The organism is Polaromonas sp. P1_F9 (assembly GCF_056405615.1).
Genome location: NZ_JBFUBT010000003.1, coordinates 436813 through 458910, shown reverse-complemented (window position 1 = coordinate 458910; position 22098 = coordinate 436813). Strand labels below are relative to the sequence as shown.

The following is a 22098-nucleotide window of genomic DNA, read 5'->3' as shown; positions in this document are numbered from 1 at the left end:
ATGGCGCCGACGGACGGTGCAACAAGGAGCAACGATGACACGCAAGACCCTCACCGCAAAACCCGAACCCAAGGCGCGGCCCGCCGAGATCGTGCGCGAGTACAGCTTCCCCGGCGTCAACGACGTCGCCGGCGTCACCCACGACGGCCAGCGCGTCTGGGCCGCCACCGGCGCAAGGATCGTCGCCTTCGACCCAGCCAGTGGTGAGCAAACGCGCACGCTGGAATGCGCAGGCGACGCCGGCACCGCCTTCGACGGCAAGCACCTCTACCAGATCGCCGAGACGCGCATCGACAAGATCGACCCGGCCACCGGCAAGGTGGTGGCGTCCATCCCGGCGCCCGGCAGTGGCAGCGACTCGGGCCTGACCTGGGCCGAAGGCAGCCTGTGGGTGGGCCAGTACCGCGACCGCAAGATCCACCAGGTTGACCCGAAGACCGGCGCCATCCAGCGCACGATTGAATCCAACCGCTTCGTCACCGGCGTGACGTGGGTGGACGGCGAACTCTGGCACGGCACCTGGGAGGGCGATGACAGCGAGATTCGCCGCATCGACCCGAAAAGCGGCGCCGTGATCGAGCGGCTCGCGATGCCGCAGGGCACCGGCGTCAGCGGGCTGGAGTCTGACGGCGCGGACCTCTTTTATGCGGGCGGCGGCAAGAGCGGAAAAGTCCGCGCCGTGCGGCGGCCTAAAGCAGAAAAAGCGGCAAGGGCCGCATAGAACGCAGCGCAAGGTGTAGCCCCCTTGCGCCGACAACCCCATTCGGTCACCAGGACCGATAACGAGCGCACCTGTTACCAGCACGGGTCGGGCAGCGCATTGACCCACGCAACGCAAACCCAAGCAAACGGCTCACCGAGCCAAGGAGAAACCCATGAAGCTTTACTACAGCCCGTCCGCCTGTTCGTTGTCGCCGCACATCGTGGCCAATGAGCTGGGCCTCACCATCGAACTCGTGAAGGTCGACGTGGTCGCCAAGCGCACCGAGCACGGCGAAGACTTTCTCGCCATCAACCCCAAAGGCCTGGTGCCCGTGCTCAAGCTGGACGACGGCACCCTGTTGACGGAAGGCCCCGCCGTTGTGCAATACCTTGCCGACCTCAAGCCTGAGGCGCAGCTGGCACCCGCCAGCGGCAGCATGGCGCGCTATCGCCTGCAGGAGATGCTGGGCTACATCAATTCAGAACTGCACCAAGGCTACATGCCGCTGTTCAACCCGGCCTGCAGCGATGAGGTTCGCAGTGCACGCACGGCCCACCTGCACAAACACTATCGCCTGCTGGAAGCCGCGCTGGGCCGCACACCGTTCCTGTTGGGCGACCGCTTCACGGTGACCGACGCCTATTTGTTTGTGGTCACGCGCTGGGCGGAGTTCGTCAAGCTGGACCTGTCGGCCTTCCCGAACCTGCTGGCGTTTCAGGCACGCATCGCGGCCCGGCCTGCGGTGCAGACGGCGATGCGCCGTGAACAACCGGCCGTTGCCTGATCCCAAACCGCCTGCCGCCTATCCACTTTTCCACTTAATCACCGACTTAATCACTCATTTGTTTAACCCAGGAGCTCACCATGAATACCACCATGACCGAAACATCCCCAATGAACCACTCCGTCGTGTCCAGAGACAAATGGCTGGCCGAGCGCAAGACTCTGCTGGCGCAGGAGAAAGAGCTGACACGCCTGCGCGACCGGATAGCCGGCGAGCGCCGTGCGCTTCCCTGGGTCCGCATCGAAAAAGACTATGTCTTCGACACGCCCGAAGGCAAACGCTCGCTTGCCGATCTTTTTGAAGGGCGCCGCCAGCTGATGGTGCAGCACTTCATGTTTGGACCGGGCTGGGAGCAGGGCTGTCCGAGCTGCTCTTACATGGCCGACCACACGGCCGGCATGCAGATCCACCTCGAGCACCGCGACGTGAGTTTTGTGGCCGTCTCGCGCGCGACGTTGCCCGAGATCGAGCGTTTTCGCCGCCGCATGGGTTGGAACTTCAAGTGGGTTTCTTCGAACAGCAGCGACTTCAACTACGACTTCCACGTGAGCTTCAAGCCCGAAGAAAGGGTCAACGGCACCGTCAACTACAACTACGGCATGACCGAATTCCCGGCCGAAGAAGCGCCCGGCATCAGCCTGTTCTACAAGGATGACGCAGGCCAGGTTTTCCACACCTACTCGACCTACGGGCGCGGTGTGGAAGTGATGATGGGCACCTACAACATGCTGGACCTCACGCCCAAGGGCCGGGACGAGCATGACGGGTTTTACAAGATGGACTGGGTGCGCCACCACGACCGCTACGAAACCGCGTCCGCATTCACGCCCGCGCCCGAAGCCGATTCGTGCTGCAGCACCAAGGCCTGAGCAGTCCGCGACCGGTGCGCACATCATGTCAAGCCTTTGGCCGTGGCTTGTGGTGGCAGGGGTCGGCGCCCTTCATGGGCTGAACCCCGCCACCGGCTGGGCGCTGGCTGCCGCCTGGGGCGTGCGCGCACGCGACCGGTCGCAGGCGCTGCGGGCGCTGCTGCCGATTGCAGCCGGGCACACCGCATCGGTCGCGCTGGTGGCCGGCGCGGTGGCAGGGGGCCTGGCGATGGATCGCTTCACGCTGCAGGTCCTGGCAGGCGGCCTGCTGGCCGCCTTCGCCGTGGTTCACCTGTCGGGCCGCACACCCAGGGCGGCGCGCGCGCCGGCGGGGCACGCCGGGCTGGCGCTCTGGTCTTTCATGATGTCCACCGCGCACGGCGCCGGCTTGATGCTGGTGCCGGCCCTAATCCCGTTGTGCGCAGGGGAGGCGCGGGCTGTGGAGCTGGCAGGGTCAGGACCCCTGGCGCTGGCCCTCGCGGCGGTAGGCGTTCATACCGCCGCAATGCTTGCCGTCACCGGTCTGGTCGCCACCGGGGTTTGCCAGGGTTTGGATGCCGGTGCCCGTGTGATCAATGCTCGCAAGCGGGTACGGCCTCCGGCGCAGGGCTGATGGTGATGTGGCTGCGCGAAGCGCTGGTCAGGCTCCACAGGCTGCCATGGCCGAGGTAGTTGCCGCTTCCACTGTCTGGGTGTTGTTTGATTTTTGCTATCTTTTCTATAGCTGCTCGCGCAGATTCCTATTGGGCTTGAACGTGATTTGATGCCCGAAACAAAAAAAAACGGCAGTTTTTGAGCGTTTCGATGTTTTTTCCTCTGCCCAAGCGTCTTTTTGAGTGCCTTGAGAGCCCGTTTTTAAGGGTAATTTAGCTCGTTGAGGCAATGTGGATGGGCGCGAGCAGCTATCAAAACAATAGCGATTTCACGGCGCCGCGTGCAGCCATTGCGCCCGCTGGCAGCTTGATCCGCAGGCGCTATTTCCTGGCCGCATTCCGCTTGCGGGTGGCGGCGGCTTTTTTGGCGGAGGCTGACCGCTCTTCCGCGGTACGGGAAGCTGCGGCTGCGCCGCCAAGGCGCCCGCCTTTGCGGGACGGTGCATGGTTTTCCGCCTTGCCGCGGCCCGAGCCCGACTTTTTGCCGCCGCCGGTTTCCTTGTTGACGGTGGCCCAGGCGCGGCGTTCGGCTTCTTCCTTGCCGACGCCGCGGTCTTCGTAGCCTTCTTCAATGTGTTCAGCCTTGCGCTTTTGCTTGTCGCTGTAGGCAGATTTGTCGCCTCTGGGCATATCGGTTCTCCTTGGCTGGGTTTTCTTCGCCGTGATCGCTGTGATGGCGAGAGCTTGAAAATACTGCGCTGGGGCAGGGCGCTTCGCGCGCGACATTCCCGAAAAAAGGTCGGTGATCTCCTACGCGGCGCGGCGCTTCGCTGCCGGTCTCAATCTTCCGCTGAAGGCGCGGCGTTCAGTTCATCCATCAGCCACTGCGCAAACTGCTGTGTCTCCGGGGTGGCATTGGGTGCAAGGCCAAAATAGTGGCGACCCAGCGCCATCCGCAATTCCGGCAAGGGGCTCATCAACCGCCCCGCCGCCATGTCATGGGTAATTTGCGATACCGGCGCCAAGGCAAAACCCAACCCGTCGACGGCGGCTTGAAGCACAAAGTGCAAATGGTCAAATTGCAGGCAACTGGCGGGATTGAGCTCTGGCGCGTTCACCTGCTTTTTCCAGTTCTCCCAATCGTGGCTGCGCGATTTGGACAGCAGCAGGACATGGGACGCCAAAGAGTGCGGGCCGGTGACGGGGCGGCTGGCAAACAATGCAGGCGACCCAACAACAAGAACTTCGTCTTCCAGAAATGGATGAATCTGCATGGCCGGCGGCCATCCCTTGGTGCTCCGCCGGATGGCCAGATCGAATTCGTCCACCGCCTTGTCCGGCGGCAAGGTGCTGGTCATCACCTGCGGTTCGATGTCCGGGTGCTTCGCCACGAACGCTGACAACCTGGGAATCAGCCAGCGCACCGCGAACGTGGGCCGGACGTTGATCTTGACGGCGCGCAATGGTGTACCACCCCTGAGTGATTCGGCGGCTGCGCCAATCTGCTCGAGTGCGGGGCCCACCTGCGTATGGAACTGATGGCCGGCTGCCGTCAGAAGAACTTGCCGGGTTTTCCGCTCGAAAAGGTCCACGCCGAGATAGGTTTCCAGCGCCTTGATCTGGCGGCTGATGGCGCCGTGCGTCACATGCAATTCCAGGGCAGCCCGGCTGAAACTCTGATGGCGCGCCGCCGCCGCAAAAGCGCGGACCGCGTTCAACGGAGGCAGGCGAGGCAACATGTGTGCAATTTTCTCACACGTGCCGCGCACTAATATCGTTTGTCGGGAGAGGCGGCCCTGCGCACCATACAAGCCATGCAACAGATCACGGCTTCTACTTCCGACCGCAACTCGCGCCACGCCGCCATGGTGCTCGGGCTCTCACTTCCGGGGGACACGGTGCTCTACCTGCTCCTGCCGATGTTCGCTCCTGCGTTTGGCGTCACCTTGCCCGAAGCGGGCATTCTCCTGGCTGCTAACCGCCTGGTGCGCATTGCGGGCTACGCAGCGGTGGCAAGGTTTTACGCCCGCAACGGTGAACGGCTCACCTGCTCACTGGCGGCGCTAGCGGCCGCGGTGTGCGCACTGGGCTACGCGATGCTGACCGGGTTCGTCGCCCTGTTGTTCTTGCGGCTCTTGTGGGGCCTGGCCTTCGCAGCCCTGAACCTGGCCACCCAGGCATTGGCCACTGCCGAACCGGCGGGCGCTGCGCGTCGGGCAGGGCGGTCCCGCGCATTCACGGCACTGGGGCCCATGCTTGCTTTGCCATTGGGCGGGGTGTGCGCGCTTTGGTTTGGTCCCAAAGTTATTTTTTTCCTGTTCGCGGCTGTCGCGTTGAGTGCCTTGCTGGTCGCGCGGCAGTTGCCAACCGCCGCGCATGCCGAGCCGCCATCGAGGAAAAAAGGAATCAAACTCCCGGGAAGCCTGGACATCTTTTCCTTTATCGAAGGCCTGGTGCTGGACGGCCTCTTCATCATCGGCCTGTCTTATCTGGGCCGTGACCTGTTGCCCGGCAACCCGGTCATCGTGGCCGGGCTTCTGCTGTCGGTCCGCTACCTGGCGGAAATTGTCTTGAGTTCTGCCGGCGGACACATGGCTGAAAAGCATGGCGTCGAAGTTCTTCTGGTGACCTTCTCCGTGCTCACTTCTGTTGCCCTTGTGGGCTTTGGTTTCGGCTGGCTGTGGACTTGCGCACTTGCCATCGTGGTTTTGCGTGCCTTGCTGTTGCCGCTGCTGCCGCCGCTGGTCGCACTGCGCACGCCGGGGCCCGGACGCATACAGGCGCTGGCCACACGCTCGGTCTGGCGCGACATGGGCGCCGGCGCAGGCCCGGTGCTGGCCGGCCTGTTGTTGCCCATCGTTCCCTCCGCATGGATTTACGGCGTTGCTGCACTTCTTCTTTCGGCCACCGCCATGGCCTGCCTGAGGCAGCGCAGCGGCTGAGCGCGAATCCGATGTCACTCTTTTCATTTTCTCGATTTTTTGGAGATTTTCACTTGGACATTCACCACACACTCATCCATTGCGCCGGGGGCACGGTCGCGTTACCCGCCAGCCCGATGAACCATCGAAGCGATGGCGGACATTTGCTGGTCAATCCGCCCCGGCCGGTGTGGGAAAGAAGTGAACTGACCCCCAATGAGCTGGCGTTATGGGCCTGCCTGGTCGCAGCCACCGCAAGAGCCATGCTGGAAACACTGCCCCAACTCGCCGGAGGGTGCCTGAATTACTGGGAGGCAGGTAACAACGCGCTCAACGAGCTGGCGCATCCCCCCGGACCGAAAACCCCTCAACTTCACCGGAAAATGCATCTCCACATTTTTGGAAGAAGCCCAACGGCGAGTCACCCTGATTGGCAATGGGGCGAACCTCCGCAGTTTCCAAAATTTGCTTCATCCAAAGCCTGGGCGGCCCAGTTCAGCCGCCTGGAGGTGGACGAATGCAAAGCCATAACAAAGAGGCTCGAAGTGCTGTTGGCAACCAGGTACGCGGTGGGCTCTTAAACGCGCTGCGCAGGCGGCCGACGCGTGCCCGCCACACGGCGCGAATTTCTTCCGGTGTCACACAACTGCCATTGAACTGACACGAACGCGTCACCCCCGGCTCCCAGAATCACGCCATGACCAGCATGACGGAGCACCCGATGGGAGCGAATCCACAACAGGCCAGCCTGGCTAATGACGGGCAGGGGCATGGCCCCAGCCGCACCCTGAGCAGCGGCATCCAGGACTTCAACAAGCAGTGCCTGCGCATCCTGCGCTGCACCGCGCAAGCCTTGGCGAACAGCCCGGGCGGCTTGCGCTTCAAGGCGGGCACCCGGCCCTGGCTTGAGGGTCTTTCGAATGCGCGGCCGATGCTGGCCGCCGGTTTGGGGCGACGTGACAAGGTGGTTTCGCTGACCGCCGCTGATTGAGAGTCAAAGCCCCTTTTTTGGGGCTTTTTTACAGCGCGATTTGAAGTTGCCGAAGTTGTTGAGACACCAGGAAACAAGGAGTTAGCCATGAAAGAACTGCCCAATCCCACCTTTGCATTGTCGCCAGTCGCAATGCCACGGGGGTCACTTCATCAAAGCGGTCATGCTGTCATTCCCGCCGCTGTTCAAAGGCCTGCCGTGGGGAAAATCACGGTCAGCTGGGCCCGGCACCAGGACGAGGTCCGGCAGGCACAGCGCCTGAGGTACCAGGTTTTTGCGCTCGAAATGGGCGCCAACCTTTCCAAGGTGCTGCCCGGCCACGACGTCGACCTGTTTGACGACTACTGCGAACACCTGCTGGTGCGCGATGCCGACAGCCAGGAAGTCATAGGTACCTACCGCGTGCTGACGCCGACCCAGGCCAAGCGCGTGGGCAGCACCTACAGCGACACCGAGTTCGACCTGACCCGCCTGCGCTCCCTGCGCGAGCGCATGGTCGAGCTGGGCCGCAGCTGCGTGCATGCCGACCACCGCCACGGCGGCGTCATCCTGGCGCTGTGGGGTGCGCTGGCTGAATTCATGGCGCGCAACCAGCTGGACACGATGATCGGCTGCGCCAGCATCCCGATGCAGCACAACGGTGTCTCCAGCGGCCACGCGGCCGCCAGCATCTGGCGCCAGGTACGCCAAACGCATCTGGCACCCATTGAATACCGCGTCACACCGCGCCTGGCGCTGCCGGTGGAAAAGCTGGACGACACGCTGGACGTGGAGCCGCCCGCGTTGATCAAGGGCTATTTGCGCCTGGGCGCCAAGGTGCTGGGCGCACCGGCCTGGGACCCGGACTTCAACTCGGCCGACCTGCCCATGATGATGCGCATCGCCGACCTGCCACCGCGCTACCTCAAGCATTTCTCCGGCAAGCCCGCGTCGGGCAGCCCTTCGGAGGCCTGATGCGCAGCATGTTTGACGCCATGGGCGCGCTGGCTTCGTCTGGGAACGGCTTCAGCGGGAGCAGCGACGACCATGATGACGACGACTCGCTGCGCAAGCGCTATCGCACCATCTTCATTTCCGACATCCACCTGGGCACACCCGGCTGCCAGGCGGCTGCGCTGCTCGATTTTTTGAAGGCCCACCCGAGCGACAACCTGTACCTCGTGGGCGACATCGTCGACGGCTGGCAGCTGCGCCGCCGCTGGTACTGGCCGCAGTCGCACAACGACGTGGTGCAAAAACTGCTGCGCCGCGCCCGTAAAGGCTGCCGCGTGGTCTATGTGCCCGGCAACCATGATGAGTTTGCGCGTGAATTTATTGGCCACCAGTTCGGCGGTATCGAGGTGATCGATGAAGCCGTGCACACGACCGCCGACGGCCGGCAGCTGTGGATCATCCACGGCGACTACTTCGACGCCGTGGTGCAGTGCGCCAAATGGCTCGCCTACGTGGGCGACAACCTCTATGAATTCACACTCAAACTCAACCGCCACCTCAACAGCCTGCGCGCCCGCCTGGGCCTGCCGTACTGGTCGCTGTCGGCTTACCTGAAGCAAAGGGTCAAGAGCGCGCTCAATTACGTCACCGACTTTGAAGAGGCCGTGGCCAATGAAGCCCGCCGCCGCGGCCACCAGGGCGTGGTCTGCGGGCACATCCATCGCGCCGAGATGCGCGACATCAACGGCGTGCTGTATTGCAACGACGGTGACTGGGTGGAAAGCCGCACCGCGCTGGTCGAGAACTTCGACGGCACGCTGGAGCTGGTGCACTGGGCGCCTGCGCACGAGACGCAGGGCCGCGGCCATATAGCTTCCACGGTGACCGCATGAGAGTCGCTCTTGTAACGGACGCCTGGCAGCCGCAGGTCAATGGCGTTGTCACCACCCTGGTGGAACTGGTGCGGGAGCTGCAGGAACTGGGGCACCAGGTGGAAGTGATCCAGCCGGGTCAGTTCAAGACACGGCCTTGCCCGGGTTATGCCGGCATTGACCTGGCGGTGCGCCCCAAGCGCGGCCTGACCGAAAAGCTCGATGCTTTTGGGCCCGAGGCCATCCATATTGCCACCGAAGGCCCACTGGGCTGGGCTGCGCGCAGCTATTGCCTCAAGCGCGGCCTGAAGTTCACCACCGCGTTTCACACCAAGTTCCCCGAGATCCTTCATGCGGCATTGAAGATTCCGCTGTCATGGGGTTACGCGCTGTTCCGCCATTTCCACAGGCCCTCGTCGGGCGTGATGGTACCTACTCACGGCGTGCTGCGCATGCTGGAGCAGCGGGGCTTTCAGAACCTGCGCAGCTGGACGCACGGCGTGGACACGGAGCTTTTCGGCTTTGAGCCGCAAGCGCGGCTGTACCCGCCCATGGGGACGGTGGTGCGGCCGGTGTCGTTGTTTGTGGGCCGGGTGTCGTATGAAAAAAACATCGAGGCCTTCCTCAAGCTGGACATTCCGGGTACCAAGGTGGTCTGCGGGGTGGGGCCCCTGGAGGCGACACTCAAGGAGCGTTATCCGCAGGTCCGCTGGATGGGTGTTCTGGCCAGGGATGAGCTGGCCAAGGTTTATGCCGCCGCCGATGTGTTCGCCTTTCCCAGCCGGTCGGAAACTTTTGGCCTGGTGATGCTCGAAGCCATGGCAGTCGGCACACCGGTGGCGGCTTACCCGGTCGATGGTCCGCTGGAAGTGCTCGGAAAGCCCGATGGAAGCTGTCACGGCGGTGTCATGCATGAAGATTTGCAACAGGCTTGTTACAGCGCTTTGGCTGTGCCGCGCCGTGAAGCCCGCTTGCGCGCGCTGGACTTCAGCTGGGCCCATGCAGCGCAGCTTTTCGAGTCTTTCCTCGTAACCGCCGGGCACAACAACGCCATGAGCAGTACTTGCCAGCCTTTTCAGGTAGGTGCACCATCAGTCAAAAGTACTGTCACGCCATTGTCATGAAACACGTCAACACTGTGACTTGTTGTTAATGACAAAGACCACTCTTGTTGATGCCCACTTCACCCGCCTCGGTGGCCGCCGCCGCGCCACCCGTCCAGTTCCTGGACCGCGACCACAGCATTCTTGCCTTCAATGAGCGGGTGCTGGACTGGGCGAAGCGCCAGGACGTGCCGCTGCTGGAGCGGCTGAGGTTTCTATGCATAGTCTCGTCCAACCTGGACGAGTTTTTTGAAGTCCGGACCGCGCCCCACCTGACGGCGGCGCAGGCCAATGAACAAAAAGCGCTGTATTCGGTGCAGTCTTTCGCCGCACTTTCTGCGGCGGCCCACGACATGGTGGCGCGCCAGTATTCGCTCTACAACGACGACCTGCTGCCGGCCTTTGAGCGGCAGGGCATACGCATCGTCTCGCACGGCGAGCGCAATGCGGCCCAGCGGCGCTGGGTGAAAGAGTATTTCGAAAGGGAAGTGCGGCCGTTGCTGATTCCAGTCGGGCTGGATCCTTCGCACCCGTTCCCGCAGGTGGCCAACAAGTCGCTCAACTTCATCGTGCGGCTGGGCGGGCACGACGCCTTCGGGCGGGACAACGACATTGCCATCGTCAAGGTGCCGCGCGTGTTGCCGCGGCTGATTCATATGCCTTCGCACGGCAAGGACAAGAGCCGGCTGTTCGTGTCGCTCTCCAGCGTGATCCGTGCCCACCTGGCCGAGTTGTTTGCCGGCCGCGAAGTGGGGCAGTTTTCGCAGTTCCGTGTGACCCGGCATTCCGACCTGGCCGTGGACGAAGACGATGTGAAAAACCTGCGCACTGCCTTGCGCCAGGGCCTTGAGCAACGCCATTACGGCCAGGCTGTGCGGCTGGAGGTTTCCGCAGGGTGTTCGGAATACCTGGCCAGCTTCCTGCTCAGGCAATTCAACCTGCCGACGCCGTCCCTGTACCGCGTGCATGGTCCCGTCAACCTGGTACGCCTGACGCAGCTGGTCGATCTGGTCAACGACCCCAAACTGCTGTTCCCCGGCTACAGCGCCTGCTACCCCACCCAGTTGCAGCCCGGCCAGTCGTTCTTTGAGCGGCTCAAGGAAGGTGACGTTTCCATTCACCAGCCGTTTGAAAGTTTTGACGGCGTGCTTGCCTTCCTGCGCGAGGCGGTTAACGACCCGCAGGTACTGGCGATCAAGCAGACCATTTACCGCACCGGCACCGACTCGGAGCTGATGGTGCTGCTGCGCGAAGCCGTGCGCCGCGGCAAGGAAGTGACGGTGGTGGTGGAGCTCAAGGCGCGCTTCGATGAAGAAGCCAACATCAACTGGGCGGAAATGCTGGAGTCGATAGGTGCGCAGGTGGTGTATGGCGTGGTGGGCCTCAAAACCCACGCCAAGATGCTGCTGGTGACGCGGCGCGAAGGCAAACACCTGGTGCGCTATGCCCACTTGTCTACCGGCAACTACAACCCGCGCACGGCCCGCCTTTACACCGACCTGAGTTACCTGACGGCCGACCCGTTGATGACGGCCGACATCGACAACGTGTTTGTGCACCTGGCTAGCCAGAGCCGCCTGCCCAAGCTGCACCATTTGCTGTTGGCGCCGTTCCAGCTGCACCGCAAGCTGATCGAGAAAATCGATTCGCTGGGCGAGGCCGCTCTGCAAGGCAAAGACACGCGCATCGTGGCCAAGATGAACGCGCTGACCGACGAAGACCTGATGCTGGCGCTGGTAAGGGCAGGGCAGCGCGGCGTGAAGATCGACCTGATTGTGCGCGGCGCCTGCATGCTGCCGGCCCAGGTGCCCGGTGTGACGGACAACATCCGCGTGCGGTCCATCATCGGCCGCTTCCTCGAGCATTCTCGGGTGTTTTACTTCCGTTGCGCGGAAGAGGAAACCTTGTTGCTCTCCAGCGCCGACTGGATGAACCGGAACATGCTGCGCCGGGTGGAACTGGCCTGGCCGGTGACCGACCCGGTGCTGCGCCAGCGCATCATCGACGAGTGCCTGGTGGCCTACCTGCATGACAGGCGCGACGCTTGGGATTTGCAGCCCGACGGCACCTACCTGCGTGTGAACCCGCAGGGCGATGCCCCGCGCCACGGTGCGCAGGCTGCCTTGATGGCGCGCTATTCGGCTCCCCATCACCAGGACAAATAAACATGGACCTCATCCTGTGGCGTCATGCAGAGGCAGAAGACTGGCCCGAGGGTGACCCGCAGGGCGGCAGCGATCTTGAGCGTTCACTGACGGCGAGGGGTGAGAAGCAGGCGGCCCGCATGGCCAACTGGCTGGACCGTCAGTTGCCCGAAGGCGCGCGCATTTTCGTCAGCCCGGCGCGGCGCTGCGAGCAGACCGCGCTGGCGTTGGGACGCAAATACAAAATCCGCAGTGAGCTGGCGCCCGACGCCACGGTTGAACAGTTGCTGGAGCTGGTGCAATGGCCGTCGGCCAGGTCGCCGATTCTGGTGGTGGGCCACCAGCCCAACCTGGGGCAGGCCATCGCGCAGCTGCTCGGCTTGCAGGAAAGCGAATGCCCGGTCAAAAAGGGCGCGCTCTGGTGGCTTCGCAGCCGTGACCGCGACGGCCTTAACCAGACCGTCGTGGTGACCGTGCAGTCGCCTGAGGTTCTCTGATCTGCGCGGGACCGACATAGGCCGCGATGGTGGTTTCTACCTCGCGTGTCCTCATGTCGTGCGGACGCATCATGGGGCCTTTGCGGCCATGTCAGCGGACAAAAAAACAGACCCAATACAGGTAAGTTTTCTCGGTGCCAAGGCTATAGTGCAAATACCGAACCCGCTCCCGGACATGGTCCAGCAAGCGGGCAGACTGCAGTGGAGGATTGCGGGGTTTCACGGAATTTTTATACCTGTATGAAATTACAGTATATTTCTTTGAGACCCAGCATGCAAGCGGCTTACAGGAGTTTTTGATGTCCAGATTAGATTGCAAGCGCCAGGTTATACCGCAGGTTTTGCGGCATACATTACGTTAGAGCTATGAGCACCAATCGTAACGATCTCGAAGCGCTATTTCGCCGTCTCTCAGACGAAGAGCTCGTTGCTCGAGCCAGTTCGGGCGGTCTCACTGAGCTGGCGCAATCGATAGCCGTCGCTGAAGCTCAGTCTCGCGGTCTATCGCCGCCTGAGGTGCAATCGTGCAACGCCGCACCTGAGCCCACGATTGAGTACCACGGCGACATGCAGATCGTCGCGCGATACCTCACGTCAACTGAGGCATACATGCTGTGCTCGTGTCTTCAGGCCGGTGGTGTTCCCGCCGAAGCGGGGAATGCCAACTTCGTTCAAGCACACTCGCTGCTTGCAGCTGCGGTAGGTGGTGCTTGCGTGCGAGTGCCGGCCGCCTTTGTTGCGGAGGCTATGGAAGTCATCTCAGCATTTAAGCGTGGAGAGTTCCAGCTTGGAGAAGATTTTGACTTCAACGAATAGCCCTAACCCTTCCTTCAAGCGGACCTGCCTACGGCAGTCCGCTTAAGTCAAACGTTAGACGGCACAACCGATGACCGCTCTGCACGTCCTCCTAATCGCATCGCTTACATGGATTGTTTGGGTACCTGCTGTTGTGCTGCAGAAGAGGGTGAGGGGAGAGATCGAGAGCGTTTCCATCTTTCCAGTTATCCCGGTCTTTCCATTAGCGGCCTGGGGTTCAGCGTACTTGTTGAATCTGCTGCTTCCAGCAACGGGAATCCTAATCGTCGGTGGGGCTCATGTTGTACTGATGGCGGCAATGTTGTTTAGTATTGTGAAATCTGCAATGACATTGCGTAATGGAGAGAAGGGGTGAAATTAAACCGATGCCCGGATCCGTCTAACCCGTTGGTCAATCGGACTCGCCAAAGGCAGGCCGCTCCAGGTGCGCTGGCGCATGATGCGCCTTGCGCGGCCAGCCTTTGGCGTGCTGGTTACCTCAAACGTTAGACGGCTGCACAGTGCCATCGGAGGCGCAGCGAGTGGATGCTTCGGACGATTCGCCCATCTATTTGGGCGCTGGTACATGGAACACGGCGTGAGTCAATACACGCTTACTCTGTGCAATCGAGTATAGGAGCGGAAATATGCAAGGGACCAGGCTCGGAGGAGTCAAGAAGATCGCAATCGGCAGCGCAGCACTTGCGGTTGCGACAGTTGCGTTTGCAATGTTAAAGATGAACAACATGACGGTCTACGGTGTCGGATGGGGCATTCCGGGAGCCGTCATTCTTGTCGGACTGATTGAACTTGTCGCTGGGCTGCCTTTTACTCAGATCAGCTCAAAGTGGGACTCGCTAAGGGGGTGGCAACGAGGTGTCTTGGGGGCGTTGATCGTGGTGGTCACTCCTTTCACAATCCTGGGGCTTTTCATTGGAATTTCCACTATGGCAGGCTAAGGACCATGCAGCTGTCTAACAGTTCGCTCGACTCGGAACCACAACCGCAGAAGTCCGCTCCGCCGCAAGGGTTGCGGTCCGGTCAGCGCCAACGATAGACCTCAGAACTCAACTACAGGCTCGAACACATGTCAACCCAACAGTACCGCGTAACGCCTGTATCGCTTCCCCCAGAGTCGGCAGTTACCAGAGCCTACGCATCGACGAATCTCGCAGATGCCTACTCGATTGAGCTTCCACCCGGGACGTCGACCAATCCCGAACTATTGGCGAGGTTCATCTTCTCCCATCAAGCACCGTGGGTTGGCACTCTCATGGCGGTCCGGGATGCGGTCGTCGGCAGGGTGGGCCTCAAGACTGCCAGGCAACTCACATTACTTGACGCGCAGAGCAAGACAGGCCGTCTTGGCATCTTCAAGATCTACGGCACAAGCCCGACCGAAGTTGTCTTTGGAGAAGACGACAAGCACCTGGACTTCAGGCTTTCTGTCCTCTGCTCCAGCCAGCCGTTGTCGGGAGGCAAACGCCACCTGACTTTATCAACCGTGGTCCATTGCCACAACCGCTTGGGTCGTCTCTATATTCTTGTCATCGCCCCGTTCCACCGCTTGGTCGTTCAATCCAGTCTTCGTCGTGCGGCCCGAATCGGCTGGCCGCCGGCAGCGGAGGCGTAAACCAGATTCCCGGTCGCCATGTGTAGTCCGCTGAGGGCTAACCCCTTCATCGAGGGGACGTCCGCAAGCAAGCTTTGCATGCTTGCGGCCCCGCTCATGTCAAACGTTAGTTGGTATGAAAGCTCGGAGCTCCTGCAGTTGCCTTTGCTTGGCTTAAGAACCGAGCGTAGGCCGGCCGGTCTTGATGGCAGGGACCTGCTCCAGCGCCGTCAGGAAGGCGGCGTCGGACTGGCTGGCCAGCAGCTTGATGCCAGCACGCAGCAACTCGCTTTTTTTGGCGGGGCGGGTTAGTTTGGCGGCGCGCTGCTTCAGGTCGTCAAGCACCACGTATTCGGTTTTCGGGATGGTGAAGCTGTCGCGCACCAATTTTGGTTTTTTGGTTTTTTCCGGCTTTGCGGCTTTGACCGGCTTGGCAGGCTTAGCGGCGGCCTGGGGTTTGGCTGCAGGCTTTTTGGCGCCGGCCTTTTTCACGATGGCTTTCTTGACCGTACCTTTGCCGGCCGGGGTCTTGGCGGGGGACGCCTTTTTCGGGGCGGGCTTGGCGGCGGTTTTCACGGGTGCTTTGGGCGTGGAAGGTGCCGGTGCGGCGGGTTTCGCAGTTGCTTTTTTGCTGGTAGCCATGGATTGATCCTTTTAGGTGAGCGGTCGAATAAACCGTATATATAGTTTATACGGTTTGTTCAAAAACCGTCAAGGCCTGGCCCGGCGAGGCAGAGGTAGGGTGCTCAGGGGCCGGGAACAACCAGCGTCCACGGCGTTTTTTGCCACGCCAGAACTTCTTCCTGCAGCAGATGGGCTGACTGCGGAAACGACTGTGCCCAGCCGGCGCGGCAGTTCAATACAAAGATTCTTCCGGGTTCGGCGCTGCTTTCAAGCTGAAGGCCTTTGAGGTCGGGGTCGCGCCGGGCGTGGCACAGGATGACGGCCAGGCGCAGGCACAGCAGTTGCTGGATGAACACGCGGTCTTCAAAATTGACTTCAAGCTTGCGCAGCTTGCCACGGTGGCCGAGCACCAGAAGGCTCAGGCGATGCAGTTCGGGCAAGGCAAAGCCCGGCGCGTCGGCGTTGTCCAGGATGTAGGCGCCATGCTTGTGATAGTCGCTGTGCGAGATCTGGCTGCCGATCTCGTGCAGCTCTGCGGCCCATTCCAGCTTGCGCTGAAAGCGGGCAGATTCCGCAGCGGGCATGCCCTTGCCGGCCATGACGAATAACTGCCTGGCGACTTTGCTGACGCGCTGGGCCTGTGCGTTGTCGGTATTGAATTTACTGGCCAGGCGCTGCGCGGTGGTGGAGCGCAAATCGGTCAAATCCTGCTCACGGTCTACCAGGTCATAGAGCACACCGTGGCGCAAGGCGCCTTGTGCGGCTTCCATTTGCGCGATTCCCAGCAGGTCGAACACGGCCCTCAGGACGCTGACACCACCGCCTATGACGGCGCGCCGGTCGTCTTTCATGCCGTCGAGTTTGAGGCGGTCGGCGCTTTGCGCCTTGAGCAAGCGGTCGAGCAGCCAGTCGAGGCCTTCTTGCGTGACCATACCCGCGGGCCAGCCCGAAGCTGTCAGTACGTCGCTGACGGCGCCAATCGTGCCGGAAGACCCATAGGCGGTGTCCCACGCATCGGCGCGGTAGATGTTGACGGCTTCGTCAAGCACCGCCTTGGCGGCGACCTCTGCCGTCTGGAAAGCGCGCGGGGTGAACTGCCCGTCGGGGAAGTACTTCATGGACCATGCCACGCTGCCGACGCGGTAGGACTCCATGGTCCGCGCGTCCAGCCCTTTGCCGAGGATCATTTCGGTGGAGCGTCCGCCGATATCCACCACCAGCCGGCGCTCGTCGGACTGGGGCAGCAAGTGGGCCACGCCCTGGTAAATCAGCCGGGCTTCTTCGCGGCCCGGGATGACGTCGATGGCAAAACCGAGGATTTTGTGGGCGCGCGCCAGGAATTCCTCGCGGTTGCGCGCTTCGCGCAAGGTTTGTGTGGCGACGGCGCGAACCTGGTACTTCTTGAAGCCGGCCAGCCGTTCACCGAAGCGCGCCAGGCAGTCCCAGCCGCGCTGCATGGCTTCCGGGGTCAGGTTGCGGTCGGCGTCCAGTCCGTTGCCCTGGCGAACGGTTTCCTTGAGGTATTCGGTGCGGTGAATCTGGCCGGCATCGAAGCGGCCGATTTCCAGTCGAAAGCTGTTGGACCCGAGGTCTACAGCGGCGAGCAGCGTTCCGTTTTGCATGTCTGAGTTTCTATTTCGGGGCTCAGCATAGCATTCGCGCGGGATCCTCATCAGCATCCTGTATCGGTCAGCCGATCAACCGGCCGTCGACCGTCATCATGCTTTGCGTGACGTAGGTGCCGCTCCTGCGCTGGAGGTTGAAGCTGATGCTGAATCCGCCCACATCGAACTTTGTGCGGCGCTGAAAGGCGGCGAGAACGCTCTGGCGGTTCAGGAGGCCGTCGACGTCATTGAGCACTTCATAGGTGTAGCGTGCCGCAATAAATCCTGCCAGGCTCAGCGGCGTGGGCGGTTCGTCAAAGAGGCGCAAAAGCGTTTCACGGTAGCTTCTGACCACCGGAAGGCTGGCATTGACCAGGGGCACCGGCTGGGTGGCGATGACCGGCGTGTTGCGCGCTGCGCCCATCTGCAGCATGGTTTGCAGGTTCACGTCGGCCAATGCCACGATGTAGCGCTGGCGGGCCTGCTTTTCCAGGCCCTGGGTGAATTCGGCGAGCTCCGGCGTTCCGCCCACAAAAAGCAGTACGGCGGGTGTATGGGGCGTGAGTTTCTGGCCCAGCGCGCGCAGGTCGTCTGTTGCCTTGAAGGACTGCAGCTTCAGTTGCATGTCCAGGGCGATGCGCTCGACGTCTGTGTGATAGGCGGCATGGTCCTGTGCCGTGGCGTAAATCGCACCCAGCTCCTTGAGCCCCATGGTCGAAAGGCTTTTGAGCGCATAGGCAATCTGTTCCTGGCGCGCGGCGAAGATGGGAAAGGTCTTGTCGTCGATCTCGAGGCTGGAGTTTTGCAGCCACGGGGCGGCGTGGGGGATGCCCGGTCCGCCCTGGCGGGACAGCGCCACGATCTGGCTGGCAACCTGGTCGCCGACGCTACCGGAAAGCACCATGCAGGCGGGGTTGTCCTTGACCGAGTCCAGTGCCGTGCGCAGGCTTGCGGGAGTGCCGTCCGTTTCCAGTGCCAGATGCTGGACCTGCCTGCCGCGGACGCCGCCGCGCAGGTTGATGTCCTGCCAGGCGGCACGTGAGCCGATCAGGAAGTCCTTGGACACATCCTGCTGCGCCTGGGAAAAATCGACCGGCTGCGCCACGACAATGCTGCGCGATGAGGCGCCCTTGCCGGGCTGGGCCCATGCCGGGCTTGCAATGGCCGCGGCGACGAGGCCGGTGCGACGCAGCAGCTGGCGGCGACTGACTAAAGGCATTTGAGCTGGCATGGATGTTCCCCGGGGCGAGGTGGCTGGTAGCGCGCGGCTGCTATGAAAAAGATAGCTACTACGGAATGCTCCATAAGGGCTGGAGCACAAAAATTGCACAAATTCAATAAAAAACGGGTCAAACCTTTCGGCTTGACCCGTTCCAGCACCCGCGGGGCTTATTTGGCGGGTGGGATCAGCACGCTGTCCACAATGTGAACGACGCCATTGGTGGCGGAAATATCGGCGGTCTGGACCATGGCGTCCTCGATGGTGACGAATTCTCCGGCCTTGGAGAGCGCCACATTGGCGCCATTGACGGTTTTGACGTTGCCGTTTTTGACATCGGCTGCCATGACCTTGCCGGGAACCACGTGGTAAGCCAGAACTGCCTTGAGTCTGGCGGGGTCATGGGCCAGCGCGTCCATGGTTTTGGCGGGCACCTTGGCAAAAGCTTCGTTGGTGGGGGCGAACACGGTGTAAGGGCCGCCTGACTTGAGCGTATCGGACAGGCCGGCCTTGGTGACCAAGCCGTTGAGCGTGCTCAGCTGGGATCGGGCGGCAATGGTGTCGGTGATGGAAACCGGGGTGGACGAGGTGGCGCAGCCGGCGAGAGCGACAACAGCGGTGGCGAGGACCAGAAAGCGGCGATTCAACATGGAAAATTCTCCTAATTAAGACAGGGCCAAGGGTAGGAGAACCCCGTGACAGATTCGTGACGGTAATTTGAAGGTTTTGTGACGCCATAGAGGGGTGGTAGCCCGCCGGGAGGCTGTCATATTTGTCACATCCTTGTCACACAAGATTTCTACAGTCGACGCATCTTCCCGATCAATCCCAACCCAAGAGGTGTTCTGATGAACCTGACTTTTAAAGCTTCCCTGACTACCGTGATGGGCGTTGCCCTCGCGTCGTTCGCCACGCTGGCTGCAGCCCAGGACGTGACAGGCGCCGGCGCCAGCTTCCCCGCTCCCCTGTATTCCAAGTGGGCCGCTGATTACAACAAGGCTACCAGCGTCAAGATCAACTACCAGTCAGTGGGTTCCGGCGCCGGGTTGCGCCAGATTGAAGCCAAAACCGTTGATTTCGGCGCTTCCGACGCGCCCCTGAAAGACGAAGAACTGGCCAAAAAAGGCCTGATGCAATTCCCCACGGTGATCGGCGGCGTCATTCCTGTGGTCAATATCAAGGGCATCACCCCCGGTCAGCTCAAGTTGAGCGGCCAGGTGCTGGGCGACATCTACCTCGGCAAGATCACCAAGTGGACCGATCCGGCCATCAAGGCCCTGAACCCCACGCTGCCCCTGCCTGACGCCGCCATCGCACCGGTTCGCCGTGCCGACGGCTCCGGCACCAGCTTCATCTTTACCAATTACCTGAGCAAAGTGAATGCCGAGTGGAAGTCCAAAGTGGGCGAGGGCACCGCAGTGAACTGGCCCGTAGGCGCTGGCGGCAAGGGCAATGAAGGCGTGGCGGCATTCGTCGGTCGTCTGCCCAACTCGATCGGCTACGTGGAATACGCCTACGTCAAGCAAAACAAGATGACCTTCGCCCAGCTGAAGAACGCGGCCGGCAATTTCGTATCGCCGGAAGATGGCGCCTTCAAGGCTGCTGCAGCGGGTGCCGAATGGTCCAAGAGCTTCTACCAGATCCTGACCGAGCAGCCTGGCAAGGACTCATGGCCCATCACCGGCGCTACTTTCATCCTGATGCAGAAAGTCCAGGACAAGCCAGCCCAGGCCGCCGCTTCGCTCAAGTTCTTTGAGTGGGCTTACAAAAACGGCGACAAGACCGCCGATGACCTGGACTACGTGCCCATGCCTGCCGCTGTGAAAACCATCATCGAAAAAGCCTGGGGCGACATCAAGGACGCATCGGGCAAGACGGTTGCCTACAAGTAAGCACAGTCAGCTGATTTTTCCCAGTCGTTACACACCATAGGGGTTTCTCACGTGTCCTCTACACTTCCGGCTAGCCGGGCCGCTTTTGAACACCCGGCAAAAGCGACCGGACGCGCTATGACCAATCCTCCTCCTGGCAGCACTGTGCGCAGAAGCCCCCTGGCAGACCGGCTTTTCGGCTGGGCTGCGCAGGGCGCGGCCTGGCTGACACTGGCCCTGCTGGCCGGCATCCTGGTTTCCCTCGTCATCGGGGCATGGCCGGCGATCAGCAAATACGGCCTCGGCTTCCTGACCAGCAGCGTCTGGGACCCTGTCAAGGGCGAGTACGGCGGGCTGGTCATGATCTACGGCACCATTGCCACGTCACTGATCGCACTGCTCATCGCGGTACCGGTGAGCTTCGGCATTGCGCTGTTCCTGACCGAGCTGTCGCCCGCATGGCTCAAAAGGCCGCTGGGCACCGCCATCGAGCTGCTCGCCGCCGTGCCGTCCATCGTTTACGGCATGTGGGGCCTGCTGGTGTTCGGCCCCATCCTGGCCACTTACGTGCAGCAGCCGCTGCAAAGCATGCTGAGCGGTGTGCCTTATCTGGGCGCGCTGGTGTCTGGCCCTCCTGTGGGCATCGGTATTTTGTCGGCCGGCATCATCCTGGCGATCATGATCATTCCTTTCATCGCCTCGGTGATGCGGGACGTGTTCGAGGTCACGCCGGTGCTGCTCAAGGAATCCGCCTATGGGCTGGGTTCCACCACCTGGGAAGTTGTCTCCAAAGTCGTGCTGCCTTACACCAAGGCTGGGGTTGTGGGCGGCATCATGCTGGGCCTGGGCCGTGCGCTGGGCGAAACCATGGCGGTGACCTTCGTCATCGGCAACTTCAACCAGCTCGATTCGCTGAGCCTCTTTCAGGCAGCCAACAGCATCACGTCGGCGCTGGCCAACGAGTTCGCTGAAGCCGGTGAGGGTCTGCACCAGGCTGCTTTGATTTACCTGGGCCTGGTGCTGTTCTTCATCACGTTTGTCGTGCTGTCGCTGTCCAAGCTGCTACTGGCCCAACTGCGAAAAAGCGAAGGGGTGAAAACATGAGTACCGCGGCACACGACGCACGCCTGGCCAAGTTCGCCAGCCGCAAGCGGGTCAACCGGATCGCGTTGGTCCTCTCCCTGGCGGCCATGTCCTTCGGCCTGTTCTGGCTGGCATGGATTTTGTGGGAAACCATACGCCTGGGCGTGGGCGGGCTTTCGCTGGCCACGCTGACGCAGATGACGCCGGCACCCAATGAAGAGGGCGGTATCGCCAACGCGATTTACGGCTCCTTCCTGATGGTGCTGCTGGCCACCTTTGTGGGCACGCCGATCGGCATCATGGCGGGCATCTACCTGGCCGAATACAACACCAAGGGCATGCTGGCGTCCGTGACGCGCTTTGTCAACGACATCCTGCTGTCCGCGCCGTCCATCGTGATCGGTTTGTTCGTCTACACGGTCGTGGTGTCGCAGTTCAAGTCCTATTCGGGCTGGGCTGGTGTCCTGGCGCTGGCGCTGATCGTGATTCCCGTGGTCATCCGCACCACGGAAAACATGCTGCAGCTGGTGCCCCCGGGCCTGCGTGAAGCCGCTTACGCCCTGGGCGCACCGAAATGGAAAGTCATCACCAGCATCACCTTGCGCGCCGCACGTGCCGGTGTGACGACCGGCATCCTGCTGGCCGTGGCCCGGATTGCAGGTGAAACGGCGCCGCTGCTCTTCACGGCGCTGAACAACCAGTTCTGGACATCCGACCTGAGCCAGCCCATGGCCAGCCTGCCTGTAACGATCTTCAAGTTTGCGCTGAGCCCTTACGAGAACTGGCAGCAGCTGGCCTGGGCAGGCGTGTTCCTGATCACCATGGCCGTGCTTGGCCTGAACATCCTGGCGCGTGTATTGACACGTGCCAAAAACTGACC

23 protein-coding genes are annotated in these 22098 nt (G+C 61.7%); 17 read left to right on the top strand and 6 right to left on the bottom strand.

Annotated elements, in window-relative coordinates:
- Positions 1-34: 34 nt before the first annotated feature.
- From AC1DYR_RS11145 to AC1DYR_RS11130, 4 genes are all read left to right on the top strand, one after another.
- Positions 35-721: a Vgb family protein gene (locus tag AC1DYR_RS11145; protein ID WP_477705154.1), complete on the top strand. Its 687-nt coding sequence runs from the start codon at positions 35-37 to the stop codon at positions 719-721.
- Positions 722-875: 154 nt separating this feature from the next.
- Positions 876-1487 carry a glutathione transferase GstA gene (gstA, locus tag AC1DYR_RS11140; protein ID WP_477705153.1) on the top strand — a complete coding sequence of 204 codons (612 nt, stop codon included), beginning with the start codon at positions 876-878 and terminating at the stop codon, positions 1485-1487.
- 80 nt (positions 1488-1567) lie between these two features.
- Positions 1568-2356 carry a DUF899 domain-containing protein gene (locus tag AC1DYR_RS11135; protein WP_477705152.1) on the top strand — a complete coding sequence of 263 codons (789 nt, stop codon included), beginning with the start codon at positions 1568-1570 and terminating at the stop codon, positions 2354-2356.
- Positions 2357-2381: 25 nt separating this feature from the next.
- The gene (locus AC1DYR_RS11130; protein ID WP_477705151.1) at positions 2382-2969 is read left to right on the top strand and encodes a hypothetical protein; all 588 of its coding nucleotides are present in this window, start codon (positions 2382-2384) and stop codon (positions 2967-2969) included.
- Positions 2970-3330: 361 nt separating this feature from the next.
- On the opposite strand, the gene AC1DYR_RS11125 is transcribed toward AC1DYR_RS11130, so the two are convergent.
- Together AC1DYR_RS11125 and AC1DYR_RS11120 are read right to left on the bottom strand one after the other, a co-directional pair.
- Positions 3331-3639: a plasmid stabilization protein gene (locus tag AC1DYR_RS11125; RefSeq protein ID WP_477705150.1), complete on the bottom strand. Its 309-nt coding sequence runs from the start codon at positions 3637-3639 to the stop codon at positions 3331-3333.
- Positions 3640-3788: 149 nt separating this feature from the next.
- The gene (locus AC1DYR_RS11120) at positions 3789-4688 is read right to left on the bottom strand and encodes a LysR substrate-binding domain-containing protein (protein WP_477705223.1); all 900 of its coding nucleotides are present in this window, start codon (positions 4686-4688) and stop codon (positions 3789-3791) included.
- Between the two features lie 75 nt (positions 4689-4763).
- Between AC1DYR_RS11120 and AC1DYR_RS11115 the strand changes: the two genes are divergently transcribed.
- The 10 genes from AC1DYR_RS11115 to AC1DYR_RS11070 all read left to right on the top strand — a co-directional run bounded on the left by AC1DYR_RS11115 (position 4764) and on the right by AC1DYR_RS11070 (position 14838).
- Complete coding sequence (locus AC1DYR_RS11115) at positions 4764-5891, top strand: MFS transporter (RefSeq protein WP_477705149.1); 1128 nt, start codon at positions 4764-4766, stop codon at positions 5889-5891.
- Between the two features lie 11 nt (positions 5892-5902).
- Positions 5903-6451 carry a hypothetical protein gene (locus AC1DYR_RS11110; protein WP_477705148.1) on the top strand — a complete coding sequence of 183 codons (549 nt, stop codon included), beginning with the start codon at positions 5903-5905 and terminating at the stop codon, positions 6449-6451.
- 116 nt (positions 6452-6567) lie between these two features.
- The gene (locus AC1DYR_RS11105) at positions 6568-6861 is read left to right on the top strand and encodes a hypothetical protein (RefSeq protein ID WP_477705147.1); all 294 of its coding nucleotides are present in this window, start codon (positions 6568-6570) and stop codon (positions 6859-6861) included.
- 87 nt (positions 6862-6948) lie between these two features.
- Positions 6949-7815, top strand: coding sequence for a GNAT family N-acetyltransferase (locus AC1DYR_RS11100; RefSeq protein WP_477705146.1), 867 nt, complete (start codon positions 6949-6951; stop codon positions 7813-7815).
- Complete coding sequence (locus tag AC1DYR_RS11095; protein ID WP_477705145.1) at positions 7815-8687, top strand: UDP-2,3-diacylglucosamine diphosphatase; 873 nt, start codon at positions 7815-7817, stop codon at positions 8685-8687. Before AC1DYR_RS11100 ends, AC1DYR_RS11095 begins: the two co-directional genes overlap by 1 nt.
- A complete protein-coding gene (locus tag AC1DYR_RS11090; protein WP_477705144.1) occupies positions 8684-9790 on the top strand; it encodes a glycosyltransferase family 4 protein in 1107 nt (368 codons plus the stop codon). The genes AC1DYR_RS11095 and AC1DYR_RS11090 overlap by 4 nt, the downstream gene beginning before the upstream one ends.
- A 50-nt stretch (positions 9791-9840) precedes the next feature.
- A complete protein-coding gene (ppk1, locus tag AC1DYR_RS11085) occupies positions 9841-11934 on the top strand; it encodes a polyphosphate kinase 1 (RefSeq protein WP_477705143.1) in 2094 nt (697 codons plus the stop codon).
- Positions 11935-11936: 2 nt separating this feature from the next.
- Positions 11937-12410: a SixA phosphatase family protein gene (locus AC1DYR_RS11080; RefSeq protein ID WP_477705142.1), complete on the top strand. Its 474-nt coding sequence runs from the start codon at positions 11937-11939 to the stop codon at positions 12408-12410.
- 366 nt (positions 12411-12776) lie between these two features.
- Positions 12777-13226, top strand: coding sequence for a hypothetical protein (locus AC1DYR_RS11075; RefSeq protein WP_477705141.1), 450 nt, complete (start codon positions 12777-12779; stop codon positions 13224-13226).
- A gap of 1066 nt (positions 13227-14292) precedes the next feature.
- On the top strand, positions 14293-14838 hold the full coding sequence (locus tag AC1DYR_RS11070; protein WP_477705140.1) for a DUF2867 domain-containing protein: 546 nt from the start codon (positions 14293-14295) through the stop codon (positions 14836-14838).
- A 153-nt stretch (positions 14839-14991) separates the two neighbouring features.
- Here AC1DYR_RS11070 and AC1DYR_RS11065 read toward each other — a convergent pair whose 3' ends face one another.
- The 4 genes from AC1DYR_RS11065 to AC1DYR_RS11050 form a co-directional block, all read right to left on the bottom strand.
- On the bottom strand, positions 14992-15459 hold the full coding sequence (locus tag AC1DYR_RS11065) for a hypothetical protein (protein ID WP_477705139.1): 468 nt from the start codon (positions 15457-15459) through the stop codon (positions 14992-14994).
- 104 nt (positions 15460-15563) lie between these two features.
- Positions 15564-17063 carry an exopolyphosphatase gene (gene ppx / locus AC1DYR_RS11060; protein WP_477705138.1) on the bottom strand — a complete coding sequence of 500 codons (1500 nt, stop codon included), beginning with the start codon at positions 17061-17063 and terminating at the stop codon, positions 15564-15566.
- A 67-nt stretch (positions 17064-17130) separates the two neighbouring features.
- Entirely contained in the window at positions 17131-18264 is a 1134-nt protein-coding gene (locus tag AC1DYR_RS11055) for an ABC transporter substrate-binding protein (RefSeq protein ID WP_477705137.1), read from the bottom strand.
- A 170-nt stretch (positions 18265-18434) separates the two neighbouring features.
- Complete coding sequence (locus AC1DYR_RS11050) at positions 18435-18914, bottom strand: fasciclin domain-containing protein (RefSeq protein WP_477705136.1); 480 nt, start codon at positions 18912-18914, stop codon at positions 18435-18437.
- 198 nt (positions 18915-19112) lie between these two features.
- Here AC1DYR_RS11050 and pstS point away from each other — a divergent pair, with 198 nt between their 5' ends.
- The 3 genes from pstS (at position 19113) to pstA (ending at position 22096) form a co-directional block, all read left to right on the top strand.
- Entirely contained in the window at positions 19113-20156 is a 1044-nt protein-coding gene (gene pstS, locus AC1DYR_RS11045) for a phosphate ABC transporter substrate-binding protein PstS (protein WP_457278658.1), read from the top strand.
- 117 nt (positions 20157-20273) lie between these two features.
- Positions 20274-21239 carry a phosphate ABC transporter permease subunit PstC gene (gene pstC, locus AC1DYR_RS11040; protein ID WP_477667228.1) on the top strand — a complete coding sequence of 322 codons (966 nt, stop codon included), beginning with the start codon at positions 20274-20276 and terminating at the stop codon, positions 21237-21239.
- On the top strand, positions 21236-22096 hold the full coding sequence (gene pstA / locus AC1DYR_RS11035; protein ID WP_457278656.1) for a phosphate ABC transporter permease PstA: 861 nt from the start codon (positions 21236-21238) through the stop codon (positions 22094-22096). Before pstC ends, pstA begins: the two co-directional genes overlap by 4 nt.
- Positions 22097-22098: the final 2 nt, after the last annotated feature.